The sequence below is a fragment of the Enterococcus canis NBRC 100695 genome (assembly GCF_001544375.1).
Taxonomy (GTDB): Bacteria; Bacillota; Bacilli; order Lactobacillales; family Enterococcaceae; genus Enterococcus_H; species Enterococcus_H canis.
The window spans coordinates 234,367-253,166 of record NZ_BCQJ01000003.1 but is presented as its reverse complement, the minus strand read 5'-3'; the positions used below and the strand labels follow the sequence as shown (position 1 = coordinate 253,166).

The window sequence follows — 18,800 nt, the reverse complement described above, 5'->3', positions numbered from 1 at the left end:
ATTAAAAAATTCACAATTGTAGGCGGATAAATTGCTTTTTCCTTTACAATACTGCTATTATGTGGATAGTGAACGTGGAATAGATTCACTCAGGAGGGAATACAGTGAAAGAACAAAACATTCCAAAGGCGACCGCCAAGCGTCTGCCTTTGTATTATCGTTATTTGCGCATACTTCACAATACTGGTAAGACGAAAGTTTCTTCAACAGAACTTAGTGAAGCAGTCCAAGTGGACAGTGCCACCATTCGTCGGGATTTTTCTTACTTTGGGGAACTGGGCAAGCGCGGTTACGGCTATGATGTCGAAACCCTAATGAACTTTTTTGCTAAAACTTTGAATGACGACGAGTTGACTAATGTCGCTTTAGTTGGGGTGGGGAATTTAGGGAGTGCCTTACTGAAATACCGCTTCCATCAAAGTAATAGCATCCGCATCAGTTGTGCCTTTGATGTCAAAGAAGATATCGTGGGCCGCATTGTGGATGGCATCCCGGTCTATCCAATGGAAGATATGCTGGAACAAATCAAAGTTCAGCAAATCGAGATCGCGATTTTGACAATTCCGGCTTCACAGGCGCAAGAAACGGTTAATGAGTTAGTGGCCGCTGGAATCAAAGGTATTTTGAACTTTACGCCAGCCAGAATTCATGCCGATGCTGGTGTTTTAGTCCAAAATGTTGATTTGACCAATGAATTGCAAACGTTGATTTACTTTTTGCATCATCATCAACCAGAATAGGCAATACTAAAAAACATCCTGTCCAATGTCGGCACAGGATGTTTTTTAGTATTGAATTTTTTTTACCATTTACTGAGGTAATTGCAGAACACCAGCGTGAACCAGGAGCTGGGCAATCACCACTAAGGCGTTCATACCACAGTGAGTCAACATAGCCGTCCAAACTTTTCCCGTCCATTTATAAAGACCAGCAAACAATAAGCCTAATGAGAAGTAGACGAGAAAATGACCGTCAGCATGGGCTAATGAGAAGAGGGCTGAGCTTAGCAGGGCCCCACCGAGAAAGCCGATTTTTTTAGCTGACCAGCCGAGAATCGCCCGACGGAAAACAAATTCTTCCATGATAGGTCCCGCAATGGTGGTAGCAACAATAAAGGCTGGATTTTGTAAAATCAGTTGGATAATATTTTCGGTATTCTCTGACCCAACTGGCGCTCCAAATAGTTGACTTTCAATTAGGAAAGCAACATTTTGCAGTAACAATGAAGGGATGATAAAACCCAATCCAATCAAAATAATCAGGGGCGTTGCTAAAGGTTTAGCAGCTTGCTCCGTGATAACCGGCTCAGCACCACGGTAAAACCAGATCATGCCCAGTGCACCAATGATATAGAGCAAGGTGGCAATCAAGATATAGACGGTTTGTGAGGAGACAAAATGAACATAAAGTAAAGGCGCCAGCTGGACAAAAGCAAATAAGCCAATCGTTGCTAACGCGTATTTTCGAATAGACATAACAGCACTCCTTTCGATGATAGTATACCATAGGACGAACGATTCCCTTCTGCTGATGGTAGCCAGGATAGAACTTTTTTCTACGAGAGAAAATCAGAATCAAAAGGCTTGCATTTAGTAAGTGAAATGAGTATTATAAAGAAGTGGGTTAGCACTCATGAGTTGAGAGTGCTAACTAAAATCTAGATTCTTTTATGGAGGGATTCACGTGTTAAAACCATTAGGTGATCGTGTCATCATTGAAGTAGCAAAAGAAGAAGAAAAAACGGTAGGCGGTATCGTCCTAGCTTCTGCGGCACAAGAAAAACCGCAAACAGGAACCATTATCGCAGTCGGTGAAGGCCGTTTGTTAGACAACGGTGAAAAAGCACCCCTTTCTGTGAAAGAGGGCGACACAGTCGTATTTGAAAAATATGCTGGTACCGAAGTGAAATTTGAAGGAAAAGAATATCTGGTCGTTCACGAAAAAGATTTAATGGCGATCGTAGCGTAATTTATTAATCAATCCAATGAGGTGAAAAGGAAATGGCAAAAGAAATCAAATTTTCTGAAGACGCACGGGCAGCGATGCTTCGCGGTGTTGACAAATTAGCAGATACAGTAAAAGTAACCTTAGGCCCTAAAGGTCGTAACGTTGTGTTAGAAAAATCATTTGGTTCACCTTTGATTACAAACGATGGTGTTACCATTGCAAAAGAAATCGAATTAGAAGATCATTTTGAAAATATGGGAGCAAAATTAGTATCTGAAGTTGCTTCTAAAACCAATGATATCGCTGGTGACGGGACTACAACTGCAACACTTTTAACCCAAGCTATCGTACGTGAAGGCTTGAAAAACGTCACAGCTGGGGCTAACCCATTAGGGATTCGTCGCGGTATTGAATTAGCGACTAAAGCTGCTGTTGAAGAATTACACAATATTTCTGCTGTGGTTGATTCAAAAGAAGCCATTGCGCAAGTAGCGGCTGTTTCTTCTGGTAGTGACCAAGTGGGCACTTTCATTGCAGATGCAATGGAAAAAGTCGGCAATGATGGTGTTATTACTATCGAAGAATCTAAAGGGATCGAAACAGAATTAGATGTTGTGGAAGGAATGCAATTTGACCGTGGTTACCTATCTCAATATATGGTAACGGATAACGACAAGATGGAAGCTGTTTTAGAAAATCCATATATCTTGATTACGGACAAAAAAATCTCAAACATTCAAGAAATCTTACCTTTGTTGGAACAAATCTTACAACAATCTCGTCCATTGTTAATCATTGCGGACGATGTTGATGGTGAAGCTTTGCCAACCTTGGTATTGAATAAAATCCGTGGAACCTTCAATGTTGTCGCTGTTAAAGCACCAGGCTTTGGCGATCGCCGTAAAGCAATGCTAGAAGATATCGCTGTTTTAACTGGTGGTACCGTGATTACAGAAGATTTAGGTCTTGAATTGAAAGATGCAACGATTGAAAATCTAGGGAATGCTAGCAAAGTAGTAGTTGATAAAGACAATACAACAATCGTTGAAGGTGCTGGCGAAAAAGCAGCCATCGACGCTCGCGTACAATTGATTAAAAATCAAATCGCAGATACTACTTCAGACTTTGATCGTGAAAAATTGCAAGAACGTTTAGCTAAATTGGCTGGCGGTGTTGCAGTTATTAAAGTTGGGGCACCAACTGAAACAGAATTGAAAGAATTGAAACTACGTATTGAAGATGCCTTGAACGCTACTCGGGCAGCTGTTGAAGAAGGTATGGTCTCCGGTGGGGGAACCGCTTTAGTCAACGTCATCAACAAAGTTAGTGCCGTTGAAGCAGAAGGTGACGCCGCTACTGGTGTGAAAATTGTCTTACGCGCGTTGGAAGAACCAATTCGTCAAATCGCTGAAAATGCTGGGTACGAAGGTTCAGTCATCGTGGATAAATTGAAAAACGTTGAACTAGGCATTGGTTTCAATGCTGCAACTGGCGAATGGGTAAACATGTTGGAAGCTGGGATTGTTGACCCAACTAAAGTAACCCGTTCAGCTCTACAAAATGCAGCCTCTGTAGCAGCACTATTGCTGACAACAGAAGCTGTAGTAGCCGACAAACCAGAACCAGCAGCACCAGCTCCAGCTATGGATCCATCTATGGGCATGGGCGGTATGATGTAATTCACGACTGAATAAGAATGAGGCAAAGGCGACTTTGTCTCATTTTTTTCTTCTTTAATTTCCCTGAATTTCTTTGTTATTCCTACTTGACCTTGCTTTTAGAAAACGCTACCTTTAGGGTAGAGAAAATAACAGAAGGTGAGCTTATGGAAACACAAATGAATGAGCTGGCGGGAATCAATGCCGCGGCACAAACATTACAAAATTTAGCGATACGGACGCCGTTAGCACCTAGCAATATCCTCTCCCAAGAATATGATGGAGAAATTTTTTTAAAACTAGAAAATCTGCAACGAACCGGGGCCTTCAAATTCCGCGGGGCATATAATAAGCTGCATAAATTAAGCGAAGTAGAGAAGCAAGCGGGTGTAATTGCCTGTTCAGCCGGAAATCATGCCCAAGGCGTCGCGCTAGCTGCTTCACTTTTAGGGATTAGGGCGCGAATTTTTATGCCGGTTACGGCACCTTTGACGAAAATTGAGGCAACGAAAGGCTATGGCGCCGAGGTGGTGCTAGTAGGCGAAAGTTTTGATGAGACCAAAGAATTGACGATTCAAGAGGCCCAGCAAACAGGTGAAGTGTTTATCTCGCCTTTTGATGACCGCGATGTAATTGAAGGACAAGGGACGATTGGCTTAGAGATTTTAGCTGATTTACCAGATGTAGATAATGTCATTGTCCCCATTGGCGGGGGTGGGTTGATTGCCGGAATCGCTTTAGCCATCAAGGAACTACATCCTGAGACGCGCATCATTGGGGTGCAGTCTTATCAGGTCCACGGCATGATCAGCTCACTGTGGGCACAACAATTAGTTGTAAATCGAACCTCAAAAACCTTGGCGGACGGCTGTGATGTCGCCTTGGCAGGGGCTTTGACCTATGAGTTGCTACACAAGCGGATCGACGAGACCGTCTTAGTGGAAGAAGCAGATATTCAACGGGCTATCTTTTACTTAGCCTTGAAAGAAAAAGTCGTGGCGGAAGGTGCGGGCGCCCTTAGTACCGCTGCAATTCTCAGCGGACAAATCAATCATCTACTGAAGGGGAAAAAGACGGTGGCCGTGGTTTCTGGCGGCAATATCGATTTTTCCGTTTTAAAGGGTATTTTATAAGGAGGTTATGTGATGAAATTAATTGAGACACCGGTGAATTCAAATTTGAATCTTGCCTCTTTTTATCCTAACATCACGCAGTATGTATTTGGTGATAAGGCAATCAAGCTATTCAAATTCTATTCTTTAGACCGGACACAAATCATCTATGCAGATACGTACGATAAAGTCACGTTGATTTTAGTCAACACTAAGAAAAAAATTACAAAGCACGAGATTGATATCGCCATCAAGCGTTTGCTGCATACAACTAGGGAATATGTGTCCATTGACGTCAATGTTAAAAATGAAATGGTGGCCGCTGGGTTCCAATTTTCAGCACCACGAAAAGATATCATCCGGATTGAACTACCACTGGCAGAGTAGCCAAGGGTTGTCTCTTTGCCTGATTCACGAGATTTGGTAAAATGTAGCCAAAAGGAAGTGATCACTTGAAACTAGTCAAAAGTAATCTGAACACAACTGTGGCATTGCGTCGTGTCTATCCGATTATCTGCTCTTATCTGTTTCGCGACATGCGCATCAAAAGCTATGAAATCTATACATTGGACCGAACCACTATCTTAAAAGTGGATACCTTCGACTCCATTGTGTTGGTTATTTTCAACAAACGAACGAAAATTCGACCAGATGAGATTGATTTTATCTGCCGCGAACTTTTACCTGAAGTGCCAAAAGAAAATTTACTTCGAATCGATAATGTGTTACAAAAGATGGCAGAGGAAGAATTGTATTTTGAAGCCAAGGATTTTGTCGTGCTGCAAGCAGATGTCGACGAATAATTGTATGAATACAGCAAAGTTACCTCGTGGGGTCGCTTTGCTGTTTTTTAAGGAGCGCAAACTGTGAAAAAATATCGTGAAATTGTGATGTATCTTGTATTTGGTGTACTGACAACCGTAGTGAATTACCTGGTCTACTTTGGCTGTTTACAGTTAGGGTGGGATTATCGCCTTAGCAACGCACTGGCATGGTTTTTATCAGTGATGTTTGCATTTTGGACCAATAAATTTTTTGTTTTTGCCAGCGACAGTATGCACCGGAATACCGTTATGAAAGAGCTGCTGCTGTTTTATTGGTACCGCGGCTTGTCTTTTATCTTGGATATGGGCGGCATGATCTTGTTCATCAGTGTCTTGCACTGGTCTGATTTCTGGGCAAAAACCGTTGTTCAAGTCGTGGTCATTTTATTGAATTACGTCTTTAGTAAGTGGCTGATTTTTAAGGAAAAACCGCAAAATATTGAATGAAGAAGCGATTGTCAAGACAATGCTTCTTCTTTTTTGTTATAATAGTCCTTAAGTTTAAAGCCTAAAGGAGTAAACAGGATGAAAACATTTGCGGACGATAGTTTGACACTACATACTGATTTGTATCAAATCAACATGATGCAAACGTATTGGGAGTTGGGGCGCGCGGAGCGGCATGCCGTTTTCGAGTGCTATTTTCGTGAAATGCCCTTTAACCACGGTTATGCGATTTTTGCAGGGTTGGAGCGTTTTGTACATTATTTAGAAAATTTGACCTTCAGTGAGACCGATATCGCTTATTTACGAGAAATCGGTTATCCAGAAGATTTCTTAGAGTATTTAAAGGCATTTAAATTCACCTGTACGGTACGTTCAGCGGTGGAAGGAGAAATCGTCTTTAACAATGAACCTTTGATTGAGGTGGAAGGTCCCTTAGCACAATGTCAACTAGTGGAAACAGCCTTGTTGAATATGGTGAATTTCCAAACGTTGATTGCCACTAAAGCAGCCCGCATCAAATCAGTGATTGGAACAGATCCACTATTAGAATTTGGCACGCGACGGGCTCAGGAATTAGATGCAGCTGTCTGGGGTACGCGGGCGGCTTATATCGGTGGAGCGGATGCTACCAGTAATGTGCGAGCTGGTAAAATTTTTGGCATTCCCGCTAGCGGGACCCACGCCCATTCATTAGTCCAATCTTATGGCAATGATTACGAGGCCTTTTTAGCCTACGCTAAGACTCATAAAGATTGTGTCTTTTTGGTTGATACCTATGACACCTTGAAATCAGGCGTTCCTAACGCTATTCGGGTTGCTAAAGAGCTGGGCGACCAAATTAATTTCTTAGGGGTTCGTATCGACAGTGGTGATATGGCCTATATTTCAAAACGCGTACGGGAACAGCTGGACGAAGCAGGCTTTACAGCCGCAAAAATTTACGCTTCCAATGATTTAGACGAAACAACGATTCTAAACTTAAAGATGCAAAAGGCTAAAATCGATGTCTGGGGTGTGGGAACTAAGTTGATCACCGCCTATGACCAACCGGCGCTTGGCGCAGTTTTCAAGCTGGTATCCATTGAAGATGATGAAGGTGTGATGCAAGACACGATTAAACTTTCCAGCAATGCTGAAAAAGTAACGACACCAGGTAAAAAACAAGTATGGCGGATTACCCGCAACAGCGATGGCAAGTCGGAAGGCGATTACGTGACGTTATGGGACGAAGACCCTCGTGAAGAAGCCGAGATCTTTATGTTCCATCCCGTTCACACTTTTATCAATAAAACCGTCCGGAATTTTAGCGCACGTCCGGTCTTGCGGGAAATCTATCGTGATGGTCAGTTGGTTTATGAACTGCCTAGCTTAGAAGCGATTAAACAATATACGAAAGAAAATCTAGATTCCTTGTGGGAGGAATACAAGCGTGATTTGAATCCGCAAAAATACCCAGTGGATCTGTCAACGGATCTGTGGAATCATAAGATGAAACTAATGGAGACTGTTCGTAAGCAAGTCAATGAAAAAAATGTCAAGTTGGAGGGAGAAGCATGAAACCAATACAACAAGCCATTATTCAAGAATTAGGGGTTCAAGCTGTAATCGATCCGCAAGCCGAAATTCGCAAAAGCATCGACTTTTTGAAAGCCTACTTGCGTAAACATCCTTTCTTAAAAACCTTTGTTTTAGGTATTAGTGGGGGCCAAGATTCTTCCCTCGCTGGTCGCCTAGCGCAACTAACCATGACAGAGATGCGAGAAGAAACGGGTGATGACAGTTACCAGTTTATCGCGGTTCGTCTTCCTTACGGTGAGCAAGCAGATGAAGCCGATGCGTTACAGGCATTGGCGTTCATTCAAGCTGATCAGACGAGAAGAGTCAACATCAAACCAGCCGTAGATGCGGCGGTAGCTTCTTTAGCTGAGACTGAAGAAGTTATCAGCGATTTCAATAAAGGCAATATGAAGGCGCGGCAACGAATGATCATGCAATATGCCATTGCTGGTGAGCATCAAGGCGCGGTGATTGGAACGGATCACGCAGCTGAGAACATCACGGGATTCTTTACCAAATTTGGTGATGGCGGTGCCGATATTTTACCGTTATTCCGTTTAAACAAACGCCAAGGAAAACAATTATTAGCGGCATTAGGGGCACCGGCAGCGCTCTACGAAAAGGTGCCGACAGCTGATTTGGAAGACGGCAAGCCTTTAGTGGCAGACGAAGTGGCGCTAGGGGTCACCTATCAAGATATCGATGATTACCTAGAAGGAAAGGAAGTCGCACCAGCAGCGGCCGAAAAAATTGAAGGCTGGTGGGCTAAGACGCAGCATAAACGTCATCTACCCATCACAATTTTTGATGATTTCTGGAAATAGTCTTTAAAGAAAAAAACACATAGCGCAGATTTCCTACTTTGCAGAAAGTAGCTAGCTGACTATGTGTTTTTTTGCGCCTTTACATCTATTTCATGAAAGCATAAAATAGCAAGGAAAGGACGTCGCATAATTATGAAGAACTATTTAAAAAAACCGGCAGTAAAATGGAGTTTGATTGTTGTGGGTTTATTGTTGCTGGTTATTTTCAGCAATCTTTATTTGCAATGGAGCCAAAATGATCATTCTTACAGTTTAGCGTTTAAATTTGCCTTTTCTTGGCACACCGAAAAATTCTTTTTAGGCTGCTTTGTTTTAGCGGTCTTGCTACTGTTTTTGATTGGTCTTGCGGGCTCAGTTTCCGTGGGGGCCTTATTTTACAGTATCGCGATTGGCGTCTTAGGGGTGGCCGATTACTTGAAGATGTCTTACCGCACGGAACCAATCTATCCGGACGACCTGAAAATGATCACGGAATTCAGCTTGTTAAGAGAAATGGTGGGCACGGTGCCTTTTATCATTTTGGTGGGTGTCCTGCTGGTGGGCCTGATTGCAGTGGGTATCGCAATTTATCGCAGTTTCTTTTTACCTAAACGTCAGCAGATCGCTAGAGTTGCTGTCTTGGTACTATCCATCGGTTTATTGACGTATATCACAGATTTCAATAATCCGCAAAACTTAATCCGGAGAGCGTATAATCGGACCGCGCTGTGGATTCCCTATAGTCAAAAAATGAATTACTATAATACGGGTTTTATTGGGGGCTTTTTATATAACTTAAAAGTTGAACCAATGGCCAAACCGAATGGCTATTCAGAGGCTAAAATCAAAGAAATTACCGCTCGTTACCAAGCAGATCCGACTCAAAGTGAGAAACCGAATATTATTTATGTCATGAGCGAAAGCTTCTCTGATCCTAGCCATTTAAATGGAGTTTCTGTCTCTGGTGATCCATTAGCAGCCTATTATCAAGTGGCGGACCAAACCTTGAGTGGACGCATGCTATCGCAAAACTATGGCGGCGGTACGGCTAATATTGAATTTGAGGCTTTAACCAGTTTATCGATGGAACCTTTAAATGCACAGTTGACAACACCTTACACGATGTTGGTGCCTAAACTAACGGAATTGCCTTCACTGGTTTCCTTATTGAAAGGTCAAGCTTATCAGACGACAGCCATTCATCCCTATAATACCTCCATGTACAAACGAAAAGACGTTTATGATGTGCTAGGTTTTGACCAGTTTCTTAATGAAGATACGATGCAACATACAGATAAAATCGACAATAATCCTTATATCTCTGACGCGGCGGCCTACCAAGAAATCATGAGTCTGTTGAAGAGTAATGATCCTCAGTTTGTTCATCTGGTGACGATGCAGACTCATATGCCTTATGGCAGCAAATATACGCAGCATGAGGCGACGGTGCAAGCCCCTGGTGATACCAACACCATTGCGGATTACTTGCAGGATGTTTCTTATAGTGCTAAGGCCCTACAGGACTTTTTGAAGGAAGTCGATCAGTTGCCGCGCCGTACGTTGGTGGTTTTCTGGGGCGATCATTTACCAAGTATTTATAATGATGAAATCAAGCAAATGAATGATGAAGCGACTTTACATGAAACACAGTTTTTGATGTATGATAACCAGCACAAATTAGCTGACCAAAAGGACCACGAATTTGTTATGAGTCCTACCTATTTTGCGCCAGTGCTGTTTAAAGAAAGCGGCTTGCCTCTGACGGGCTTCTATCAGCTAGTGGCACAGCTCCATGACCAATTGCCGGCATTTGAAAAGAATTTTTACTATCAAGATGGCCAGTGGTTCAAGGAAATGCAAAAAGACGCCAAGCTGACCCAGCTTTATCAAGACTATCAAATGATTCAGTATGACTTAGTTGCGGGCAAACAATATAGTATTCAGGAACATTTTTTTGAGGAGGCCAAATGAGTTTTAAGAAAAAAGATAATCAACATTATTACAATCCCATCCGCCGGGGCATACTGCACCATGAAATGATTGCACCGGGGGACAAAGTAGCTATCGGTATGAGTGGCGGTAAAGACAGCACCGCGCTATTGTATTTTCTAGATATGATTCGGCGGCAAGAACGGTTGGGCTACTCCTTTGAGATTGTCCCCATCACAATGGATATGGGCTTTGACATGGATATTACACCGCTACGGCAGTTTGTGGAGGCGTTGGGGTATGAATTGACTGTACTCCCTACGAATATTGCGCAGGTAGTCTTCGATATTCGGGCCGAGCGCTCGCCGTGTTCTCTATGTGCTAAGCTGCGGCGAGGGATTCTTTATAACTATGCTGCGGAGATTGGCTGTAATAAGGTGGCACTAGGCCACCATTTAGATGATGCCATTGAAACGTATTTTATGAATTTTCTATTTCACGGGAAATTAGCCAGTTTTGAGCCTAAAAGCTATTTAAGCAAAACTGGTATTACCTTGATTCGACCTATGATCTACTTGCAGGAAAAAGAAATCATCAAGTTCGTTAAACGAGAAGAATTACCAGTGATCTTCAATCCTTGTCCCGTAGATAAGCAGACCAAGCGAGAAGAAATCAAACATGTCGTTAGTGGTCTGGCCCAACAATATCCTGATATTCGGGAGAAATTTATTATGGGTATGGAGCAAGGCACTGTGGGGGACTTTTGGAACTCACCACAGCTTTTGTCCGTCTAAAGGTGTCAAAAGGTTTTAACTAAATCAAATCAAAAAAAACGCGATGAACTCAAACAAAGTTCGTCGCGTTTTTAAATGTCTAAAGGGACTAGTTACCCCAAAAAGGGTTGTGAAAACCAAGCAAGAAGTGAAGTATCAGGTAGCCTTGCCAGAGTATCGTCAGAAGTAGGAGTAAAGTGGCGGCTAATCGTTTTTGCGGTCGGAGAACGAACCCGCAAATACCTAGAAATAGGCCTGATGTAAGCAAAAACGAAACATTGAAGGCATCCGCACCCAGGGGCACATTTAGTAAAATACCTAGCAAGATGCTGGCATAGCTTGCCAGCAGATACAGCCGAAAACTGATGGGTAGACTTTGTACAAACCGTTTCTCCAATAATTTGTAGAGGCTAGTAACAAAGAGAATCGTGCTTAATAGCGTGATAACTATCAGCGCGGCGTCACCTGTCAGCTGACCATGGCGAATGGGCTGAAAGTCGCTAGCTAGGAGCCGACCAAAAAGCACACCACTCGCAGTAAGTGCGAAAAAGGAAGTAGCAAAGACCCACATGCTTTTTTGAACCGCGTCAGCACGCATTTCCATAAAGGCATCTTGCAGCAGTAAATACTCTACTAAGAGCAGTAATGAGACCAAAATAATACTGTAAAGCATAGTGTCCATTGTGGCGAATAAAGTATAGTTAAATAAAAGGTCTCCAAAGTAGGTAGCGGCTAAGAAACCAATTAGCAGCCAAAAGGCTAGCAAAATGCCACGTGCCCGAATCTGTTGCTGTCGTTCATCAAATAATTTCATCATGTTTCCTCCCAAAAAAGCTCATCTAGTGTTTTTCCCAACGCTTTACAAATTTGGATACATAAGTGGATCGTAGGATTATAATTGCCCTTCTCAATAGCGCCAATCGTTTGCCTTGTCACCTGAACCTTTTCAGCCAGTTCTGCTTGGGTCAAGTCACAGGCAACGCGGGCAGCCTTTAGCTTTAAATTTTTCATCACGACACCTCGAGTTCATTTTAGCAGTTTTGACGGTGTATGCAATATATATTTTACATAATGTTCGTTTTGTATTCCATAAATAGTCGGAAACTCGTGAACGCCGTTCTTTCTATAAGTCTTTTTTCAGAAATAATGAAAAATTTTGGAAAAATATTGCCCAAATAACGGGTGCAAGGTATAATAGGAGACGTTGAGGCGTAATAGCGACTCAAGTCATGAGGGAGTAACTGGCAGCGGGCAGCTGTGGCAACATCACCAACAAGAAAGAAATTTCTGGTGTTGTCTTAAACGGTGAGACTTATGTATGTTCTGATTCGGCATACACAAGTCTATTTTTTTTTCCTTTTTCAGGAAAATCAGTAAAATGGACCTGTAGCCAAAAAATGAGGAGGAAGCACATGTCAGAAGAAAAGAAACAGCAATTATCCGAAGCTTTCTACGCGGAACCGGTAGAGACCGTTCTGGAAAAAGTAGACGCTTCAGCCGAGGGGTTAAGCAACAATGAGGCGCAGAAACGTTTAGCCTTATATGGCCCTAACGAGTTGGACGAAGGGAAAAAGAAATCGTTAGTCGCAAAATTCTTTGAACAATTCAAGGATTTAATGATCCTGGTCTTGATTGTTGCGGCAATTATTTCAGCCGTAGTATCTCATGAGGTAGTGGATTCAATCATCATCATGTTGGTTGTGATCATCAATGCGGTGATGGGAGTCATCCAAGAATCGAAAGCGGAACAAGCTATCGAAGCATTGCGGGAAATGTCAACACCAAATGCCAATGTCCTGCGGGATGGACACATTCAATCTGTAAAAAGTGACGAACTAGTGCCAGGGGATATCGTGCTTTTAGAAGCCGGTGATGTGGTCCCTGCCGATATGCGTTTGATTGAAGCGAATTCTTTAAAAATTGAAGAAGCAGCTTTAACTGGGGAATCGGTGCCGGTTGAAAAAGACTTAACAGTTTTAGAAGCTACGGATATTGGTATCGGCGATCGTTTGAATATGGCCTACTCTAACAGTAATGTGACGTATGGTCGTGGGAAAGGGGTCATCGTTAATACCGGGATGAACACGGAAGTCGGTAAAATCGCCGGTATGCTAGCCCAAGCCGATGAAACTGAAACACCATTGAAAAACAACTTGAACCAATTAGGGAAGTTCCTAACAGCTGCAATTTTAGTTATTGCGGTTATCATGTTCTTTGTTGGGACTTTAGTCAACCAGACGTCACCAATCGACATGCTATTGACGTCGATTTCACTAGCCGTTGCCGCGATTCCAGAAGGCCTACCAGCCATCGTAACCATTATTTTGGCATTAGGTACCCAAGTAATGGCTCGTCGTAATTCCGTGATCCGGAAATTACCAGCAGTCGAAACATTAGGTTCAACGGATATTATCGCATCTGATAAAACCGGGACTTTGACTTTGAACCAAATGACCGTTGAAAAATTATATACGGATAATCAACAAGTACCAGCAAGTGCGGATGTTTCCATGGACAACATGGCACTGAAAATTATGAACTACAGTAACGATACCAAATTTGCCCAAGATGGCACCTTGATTGGCGACCCAACTGAAACGGCTTTAGTCCAATATGGTTTGGATCACGGCTTTAATGTAGTCGAAAAAGTTGCTGCAGAACCACGGGTAGCTGAATTACCTTTTGACTCTGATCGTAAGTTGATGAGTACGGTTCACCAATTGGCGGATGGTCAATTCCTAGTGGCCGTCAAAGGTGCGCCAGATGTATTGTTGACCCGAGCTAACCGGGTATTATTGAACCATGCAGAAGTGCCAATGACCGAAAAAGAACGTCAACAAATTTTAGATAACAACACAGACATGGCGAAACAAGCCTTGCGGGTCTTAGCAATGGCCTATAAGATCGTTAGCGAAGTGCCAAGCGAATTAAGTACCGATACTTTAGAAACGGACTTAGTTTTCGCGGGTCTAGTTGGTATGATTGACCCAGAACGTAAAGAAGCAGCCGAAGCTGTCCGGGTTGCCAAAGAAGCTGGCGTCCGTCCTATTATGATCACTGGGGACCACAAAGATACAGCTGAAGCCATTGCCGTTCGTTTGGGCATCATTAAAGCCGGCGATGATGATGCCGTCTTGACGGGAGCTCAATTAAATGAAATGGATGACAATGAGTTTGCACAAAAAGTCCATGAATATTCCGTTTACGCCCGGGTTTCACCTGAGCATAAGGTTCGGATTGTAAAAGCTTGGCAAAAAGAAGGCAAAGTTGTTGCCATGACTGGTGACGGTGTAAATGATGCGCCTGCCTTGAAACAAGCAGATATCGGAATTGGTATGGGGATTACTGGTACGGAAGTATCTAAAGGGGCCTCTGATATGGTCTTGGCGGATGATAACTTTGCCACTATCGTCGTAGCCGTTGAAGAAGGCCGTAAAGTCTTCTCTAACATTCAAAAAACGGTTCAATACTTGTTGGCAGCCAACTTAGGGGAAGTTTTAACCTTGTTTGTGGCTACTTTACTTGGTTGGGACACGTTGTTACCAATTCATTTACTATGGATCAACTTAGTAACTGATACCTTCCCAGCGATTGCGTTAGGGATGGAACCTGCTGAAAAAGACTTGATGAAACAACCGCCTCGTGGCCGTAGCTCGAACCTATTCTCTGGTGGCGTGATGAGTTCCATCATTTACCAAGGGATTTTAGAAGGTGCTACAGTGCTGTTTGTTTATTGGTCTGCTATCCAATGGCCGGTTCATACAACCTACGACGCGATTCATTCAGATGCCTTGACTATGGCATTTGCGACACTTGGTTTCATGCAGCTATTCCACGCTTTCAACGTTAAATCGGTTCATCAATCGATTTTCAAAGTGGGACCTTTCCGCAACAAGTCCTTTAACTGGGCAATCTTGCTGTCCTTTGTCTTGATGGGGATCATTATTGTGGTACCAGGTTTGAATGATATCTTCCGGGTAGCGCATTTGGACCTTTACCAATGGGGCATCGTTTTAGGGGCTTCTGTTGCGATTATTCCAATCGTAGAAATCGTCAAATTCGTCCAACGTAAAATGGGCGCACATTAAGTATTTTAAGGATCATGGCCTTTGTCATGGTCCTTTTTTTGGCTAAAAAGTCAGTCAATGACAGTTTTTGGGGAGAGGAGGCCAGTAAGACTTCTTTTTGGGTGACTGTTCCTAGTATGCTAATTTATGGTAAAATAATCATGATCCCTTGGGGAAAAAGTTGAAGAAAGTAGGAAAAACAGTGAAACCCAATTTAGGTTACTATGTGCAGACAATCAATAATATTGTGAAAGATACGGAAGCCATCGGTGAAACATTGCACCCTTACTACGAAGAGATTCGGACAGCGATTGATAATGACAAGGTGGCAGACTTATCGACAGAACATTTAGCGGAGATTCAAGAAAAATTTGAGAGCGGCACCAAGGCTTATCATGCGATGTTAGAAAAAGTCAGCGGTTTACGACCGCCAGCGCGGGTTATGGGTATCCATAAAAAATTCGAACGTTCTTACATGAGCTATGTAGCTGGCTGTGACGAAATGGTCTTGGCAGTAACTGATGGTGTAGATGTTACTGGCTTTAATGCCGCGGAAGAAAAACAAGACAAAGCAACGGATGAAATCTCCTTCGCCATCTCTCGTATGACAAATATGTTATTGAAAAAATAAACAATCGAGTAATTTAAATGAACAAAGGTTATCTAATTTATTTCTCACGTTATTTTTAGTGGACGAATATCTATTGAGCGGTTATAGTAGTTACATAACCAACAACAACCTTTTTATTTTTCATTTTACTCGATATCGAGTAATTACTCCTTTTTCCACCAGGTCTAACCAGCCTGGTGGTTTTTTTGTTTTTATAAAGATTTTTCATTAATTTTGACAAAAAATAAAAACGCATGTTATGATTTGGGTAAGTGAGGTGAGAGATCCAAGTGGACCCAGACCAGAGGTACTTTTTTAAACGAAGATTCTATCAACGGGAGTAGTGCGTATTTTAGTGTGGACTAAAATAGGTGCTTATTTGTGTTAGATAGGAGCGAAATATAAAATGGAAAAAACAACACCAGATTATCAACTAGAAAGCCAAGAGGTACAGAATCGTTATCAAGTTGAGGATGCCTTAGTTGGCTTAGACGATGACGAGGCCCAGAGGCGATTGGCCAAATTTGGCCCCAATAAAATTGAAAGTAAACCAGTGCCAAAATGGAATTTGTTTTTGCGACAATTTAACAATATGATTATCTACATCTTAATGATTGCTGCCCTCTTAACGATGATTATGGGGCACTATTCCGATGCTTTGATTATTGCTTTAGTGATTGTGGCCAATGCAGTGATTGGTTATGTTCAAGAAGCCAATGCCAGTGATGCGATTGAAAAAATCAAATCGATGTTAGCTAAAGTTGCAACGGTTTACCGCAACGGTCAGCGCCAAGACATCCCTGCTGAGGAGATCGTTGTGGGGGATGTGGTGTACTTAGAGGCTGGCGATAATGTCCCTGCCGATTTGCGAATCGTAGACGAAGATAATCTGCGCATTCAGGAAGCCTCCTTGACGGGGGAAGCAGACTCTATTGAAAAAGTAACGAACGCCTTTAAACAGGAGCTGCCATTAGCTGAGCGTTACAACTTAGCCTATGCTTCCACTGCCGTGACCAATGGGACCGGTCTAGGGATTGTTACCGCAACTGCTGATGAAACCGAGATTGGGAAAATTTCCCGCGAAGTTAATAGCTTGAAGGGGCGTAAAACGCCTTTGATGCAAGAAATCGACGGCCTGGGGCGAGGCATTACCATCGCCATTATGTTAGCTTCAATCGTGTTATTCTTGATTGGGCTATGGTCCGGTGTTTATTCATTGTCCGCTTTAGCATTGGCGGTGGTGACAATGATTGTAGGTTCCGTGCCAGAAGGATTGCCCGCCACGACTTCTGTAATTTTGGCGATGGGCGTCAGAGACTTGGCGAAGAAAAAAGCGGTGGTTAAAACCATGCCGGCCGCTGAAACCTTAGGCTCAGTCGATGTTATTGCAACAGACAAAACAGGAACCTTGACTAAAAACGAAATGACCTTGCAAGAGATTATTTTATCCGACCGCACCATTGAAGTCACTGGTGTCGGTTATACGCCAGAAGGGACATTCCAAGCTGAGACTGTGCTTGACCCCGATACGGATACGGCCCTAAAGAATTTCTTAGTAGCAGGTTTTGAGGCCAATGACTCTGTTTTACAGAAGCAGGGAGATACCTGGCAGTTAAATGGGGAACCAACCGATGGGGCCTTTTTGACCGCCTATTACAAAGCCTTTGCAACAGAGCCAGCGGCAGTCGAAGTGGACCGCTTGCCTTTTGATTCAGATACTCGAATTGTAGCCAAATTAGTGGCTTGGCCTTCTGGCAAACAGGAACTATTACTAAAAGGCTCACCTGATAAGCTATTGCCCATGGCTGGTGTGACTGATGATTATTGGTTTGATGCTGTTTCCAAGTATTCAAAAGCTGGGAAACGGGTCGTGGCAGTAGCTAGTAAAGAAGTTGCGTCAACGGTGACAGAGATCACCTCCGCCTTATTAGCTGATGTGCAGTTATTAGGCTTGGCGGCTATTATCGACCCGCCACGCCCTGAGGTAATCACTGCCTTAAAAGAGATGCGTCAAGCAGGTGTCGCCGTTAAGATGATTACCGGTGACCACCCATTGACCGCCAGCGCGATTGGTTCAGCCTTAGGATTAGCTGATGAAATCAAAGCGGTGACAGGCCCTGAATTAGATAAGATGAATGAAACAGAATTAGCGCAAGCCGTTGCTGAAAATCAGGTCTTTGCCAGAACCACGCCTCAAAATAAACTGCAAATCGTGGAAGCCTTGCAAACGAATGGAAAAGTAACCGCCATGACCGGTGACGGGGTCAATGATGCGCCTGCTTTGAAAAAAGCCGATATTGGCGTTGCTATGGGGATCAGCGGAACGGACGTGGCCAAAGACGCTGCCGATATGATTTTGACAGATGACCACTTTGCCACGATGGCGGTTGCTATCAAGGAAGGTCGGCGAATTTACGACAACATCAAAAAAAGTATCCTTTTCTTATTGCCAACGTCCTTTGCTGAAGGCTTGATTATTGCCTTTACGATTTTGACGCAGCAGGAGATGCCGTTACAAGCAACTCAGCTATTGTGGATCAATATGGTCTCGGCCATCACCATTCAGTTTGCGTTTATTTTTGAACCAGCTGAAGCGGGTATCATGGAGCGGCCACCTCGGCAAACAGGTCAAAGCTTGATGTCAAAAGTGGATGTGGTGCAAATGGCCTATATTTCCATTTTTATGGCGCTAGTCAGTCTCTTTGCTCATGATTGGTTATTGGCACAAGGAGCGGACATGGCGACGGCCAGCACCATGATGGTGAATATCATGGTCTTGAGTAAGATTTTCTATCTTTTCAGTATTCGGACCAAGCAACCCGCATACAAAGAATGGACTACAAACAGACCGGCCTTTGTGATTATTGGGATTATGTTACTGCTGCAGCTTTTAATGACCTATGTACCCTTTATGCAACAGGCTTTCCATACAGTTGGTCTGACCAGCTTGGAGTGGGGCATTGCTACCTTGGCGGCCTTCAGTGTCTTGCTGATTGCCGAGCTTGGGAAGTTCATTCAACATCGTTTTCGTTAAACGCACATAGAAAGAGGACTTCGACAGCTGTCGAAGTCC

General features: G+C 43.1%; 17 protein-coding genes. 14 read left to right on the top strand and 3 right to left on the bottom strand.

Translation table 11 applies throughout. The features are described from left to right. Nucleotides 1-104: 104 nt before the first annotated feature. On the top strand, nt 105-740 hold the full coding sequence (locus tag ECA01S_RS06470) for a redox-sensing transcriptional repressor Rex (protein ID WP_067392861.1): 636 nt from the start codon (nt 105-107) through the stop codon (nt 738-740). Nucleotides 741-809: 69 nt separating this feature from the next. On the opposite strand, the gene ECA01S_RS06465 is transcribed toward ECA01S_RS06470, so the two are convergent. Next, a complete protein-coding gene (locus ECA01S_RS06465) occupies nt 810-1,475 on the bottom strand; it encodes a CPBP family intramembrane glutamic endopeptidase (RefSeq protein ID WP_067392859.1) in 666 nt (221 codons plus the stop codon). 208 nt (nt 1,476-1,683) lie between these two features. Here ECA01S_RS06465 and groES point away from each other — a divergent pair, with 208 nt between their 5' ends. The 10 genes from groES to ECA01S_RS06415 all read left to right on the top strand — a co-directional run bounded on the left by groES (nt 1,684) and on the right by ECA01S_RS06415 (nt 11,071). Beyond that, on the top strand, nt 1,684-1,968 hold the full coding sequence (groES, locus tag ECA01S_RS06460) for a co-chaperone GroES (protein WP_067392856.1): 285 nt from the start codon (nt 1,684-1,686) through the stop codon (nt 1,966-1,968). 32 nt (nt 1,969-2,000) lie between these two features. Then, the gene (groL, locus tag ECA01S_RS06455; RefSeq protein ID WP_067392854.1) at nt 2,001-3,626 is read left to right on the top strand and encodes a chaperonin GroEL; all 1,626 of its coding nucleotides are present in this window, start codon (nt 2,001-2,003) and stop codon (nt 3,624-3,626) included. Between the two features lie 158 nt (nt 3,627-3,784). Continuing rightward, the gene (locus ECA01S_RS06450) at nt 3,785-4,738 is read left to right on the top strand and encodes a pyridoxal-phosphate dependent enzyme (protein ID WP_373277546.1); all 954 of its coding nucleotides are present in this window, start codon (nt 3,785-3,787) and stop codon (nt 4,736-4,738) included. Between the two features lie 12 nt (nt 4,739-4,750). After that, nucleotides 4,751-5,104 (top strand): DUF1827 family protein, encoded by a 354-nt coding sequence (locus ECA01S_RS06445; protein WP_067392849.1) that lies wholly within the window; start codon nt 4,751-4,753, stop codon nt 5,102-5,104. A gap of 65 nt (nt 5,105-5,169) precedes the next feature. After that, on the top strand, nt 5,170-5,520 hold the full coding sequence (locus ECA01S_RS06440; protein ID WP_067392846.1) for a DUF1827 family protein: 351 nt from the start codon (nt 5,170-5,172) through the stop codon (nt 5,518-5,520). 87 nt (nt 5,521-5,607) lie between these two features. Continuing rightward, nucleotides 5,608-5,988, top strand: coding sequence for a GtrA family protein (locus ECA01S_RS06435; protein ID WP_067393192.1), 381 nt, complete (start codon nt 5,608-5,610; stop codon nt 5,986-5,988). Nucleotides 5,989-6,066: 78 nt separating this feature from the next. Continuing rightward, nucleotides 6,067-7,545, top strand: coding sequence for a nicotinate phosphoribosyltransferase (locus tag ECA01S_RS06430; protein WP_067392844.1), 1,479 nt, complete (start codon nt 6,067-6,069; stop codon nt 7,543-7,545). Beyond that, nucleotides 7,542-8,369 (top strand): NAD(+) synthase, encoded by an 828-nt coding sequence (gene nadE / locus ECA01S_RS06425; protein ID WP_067392841.1) that lies wholly within the window; start codon nt 7,542-7,544, stop codon nt 8,367-8,369. Before ECA01S_RS06430 ends, nadE begins: the two co-directional genes overlap by 4 nt. 132 nt (nt 8,370-8,501) lie before the next feature. Next, a complete protein-coding gene (locus tag ECA01S_RS06420; RefSeq protein WP_067392838.1) occupies nt 8,502-10,319 on the top strand; it encodes an LTA synthase family protein in 1,818 nt (605 codons plus the stop codon). Beyond that, on the top strand, nt 10,316-11,071 hold the full coding sequence (locus ECA01S_RS06415; protein WP_067392835.1) for a tRNA 2-thiocytidine biosynthesis TtcA family protein: 756 nt from the start codon (nt 10,316-10,318) through the stop codon (nt 11,069-11,071). The genes ECA01S_RS06420 and ECA01S_RS06415 overlap by 4 nt, the downstream gene beginning before the upstream one ends. An 88-nt stretch (nt 11,072-11,159) precedes the next feature. Here the strand turns inward: ECA01S_RS06415 and ECA01S_RS06410 are convergent, their stop codons facing one another. Beyond that, nucleotides 11,160-11,864 carry a hypothetical protein gene (locus ECA01S_RS06410; RefSeq protein ID WP_067392833.1) on the bottom strand — a complete coding sequence of 235 codons (705 nt, stop codon included), beginning with the start codon at nt 11,862-11,864 and terminating at the stop codon, nt 11,160-11,162. Then, a complete protein-coding gene (locus ECA01S_RS06405) occupies nt 11,864-12,061 on the bottom strand; it encodes a helix-turn-helix transcriptional regulator (protein WP_174519966.1) in 198 nt (65 codons plus the stop codon). The genes ECA01S_RS06410 and ECA01S_RS06405 overlap by 1 nt, the downstream gene beginning before the upstream one ends. Nucleotides 12,062-12,462: 401 nt before the next feature. On the opposite strand from ECA01S_RS06405, the gene ECA01S_RS06400 reads away from it, so the two are divergent. The 3 genes from ECA01S_RS06400 (at nt 12,463) to ECA01S_RS06390 (ending at nt 18,761) form a co-directional block, all read left to right on the top strand. After that, on the top strand, nt 12,463-15,138 hold the full coding sequence (locus tag ECA01S_RS06400; RefSeq protein WP_067392828.1) for a cation-translocating P-type ATPase: 2,676 nt from the start codon (nt 12,463-12,465) through the stop codon (nt 15,136-15,138). 181 nt (nt 15,139-15,319) lie between these two features. After that, nucleotides 15,320-15,748, top strand: coding sequence for a hypothetical protein (locus ECA01S_RS06395; RefSeq protein WP_067393189.1), 429 nt, complete (start codon nt 15,320-15,322; stop codon nt 15,746-15,748). 385 nt (nt 15,749-16,133) lie between these two features. Further along, nucleotides 16,134-18,761, top strand: coding sequence for an HAD-IC family P-type ATPase (locus ECA01S_RS06390; protein WP_067392825.1), 2,628 nt, complete (start codon nt 16,134-16,136; stop codon nt 18,759-18,761). Nucleotides 18,762-18,800: the final 39 nt, after the last annotated feature.

What these genes read in the sequence shown, in the direction of transcription:
- ECA01S_RS06445 (WP_067392849.1), top strand. Translation starts at nt 4,751, where the DNA reads ATGAAATTAATTGAGACACCGGTGAATTCAAATTTGAATCTTGCCTCT.
- ECA01S_RS06435 (WP_067393192.1), top strand. Translation starts at nt 5,608, where the DNA reads ATGTATCTTGTATTTGGTGTACTGACAACCGTAGTGAATTACCTGGTC.
- ECA01S_RS06465 (WP_067392859.1), bottom strand. Translation starts at nt 1,475, where the DNA reads ATGTCTATTCGAAAATACGCGTTAGCAACGATTGGCTTATTTGCTTTT.
- ECA01S_RS06430 (WP_067392844.1), top strand. Translation starts at nt 6,067, where the DNA reads ATGAAAACATTTGCGGACGATAGTTTGACACTACATACTGATTTGTAT.
- ECA01S_RS06450 (WP_373277546.1), top strand. Translation starts at nt 3,785, where the DNA reads ATGAATGAGCTGGCGGGAATCAATGCCGCGGCACAAACATTACAAAAT.
- groL (WP_067392854.1), top strand. Translation starts at nt 2,001, where the DNA reads ATGGCAAAAGAAATCAAATTTTCTGAAGACGCACGGGCAGCGATGCTT.
- nadE (WP_067392841.1), top strand. Translation starts at nt 7,542, where the DNA reads ATGAAACCAATACAACAAGCCATTATTCAAGAATTAGGGGTTCAAGCT.
- ECA01S_RS06400 (WP_067392828.1), top strand. Translation starts at nt 12,463, where the DNA reads ATGTCAGAAGAAAAGAAACAGCAATTATCCGAAGCTTTCTACGCGGAA.
- ECA01S_RS06415 (WP_067392835.1), top strand. Translation starts at nt 10,316, where the DNA reads ATGAGTTTTAAGAAAAAAGATAATCAACATTATTACAATCCCATCCGC.
- ECA01S_RS06390 (WP_067392825.1), top strand. Translation starts at nt 16,134, where the DNA reads ATGGAAAAAACAACACCAGATTATCAACTAGAAAGCCAAGAGGTACAG.
- ECA01S_RS06405 (WP_174519966.1), bottom strand. Translation starts at nt 12,061, where the DNA reads ATGAAAAATTTAAAGCTAAAGGCTGCCCGCGTTGCCTGTGACTTGACC.
- ECA01S_RS06410 (WP_067392833.1), bottom strand. Translation starts at nt 11,864, where the DNA reads ATGAAATTATTTGATGAACGACAGCAACAGATTCGGGCACGTGGCATT.
- ECA01S_RS06420 (WP_067392838.1), top strand. Translation starts at nt 8,502, where the DNA reads ATGAAGAACTATTTAAAAAAACCGGCAGTAAAATGGAGTTTGATTGTT.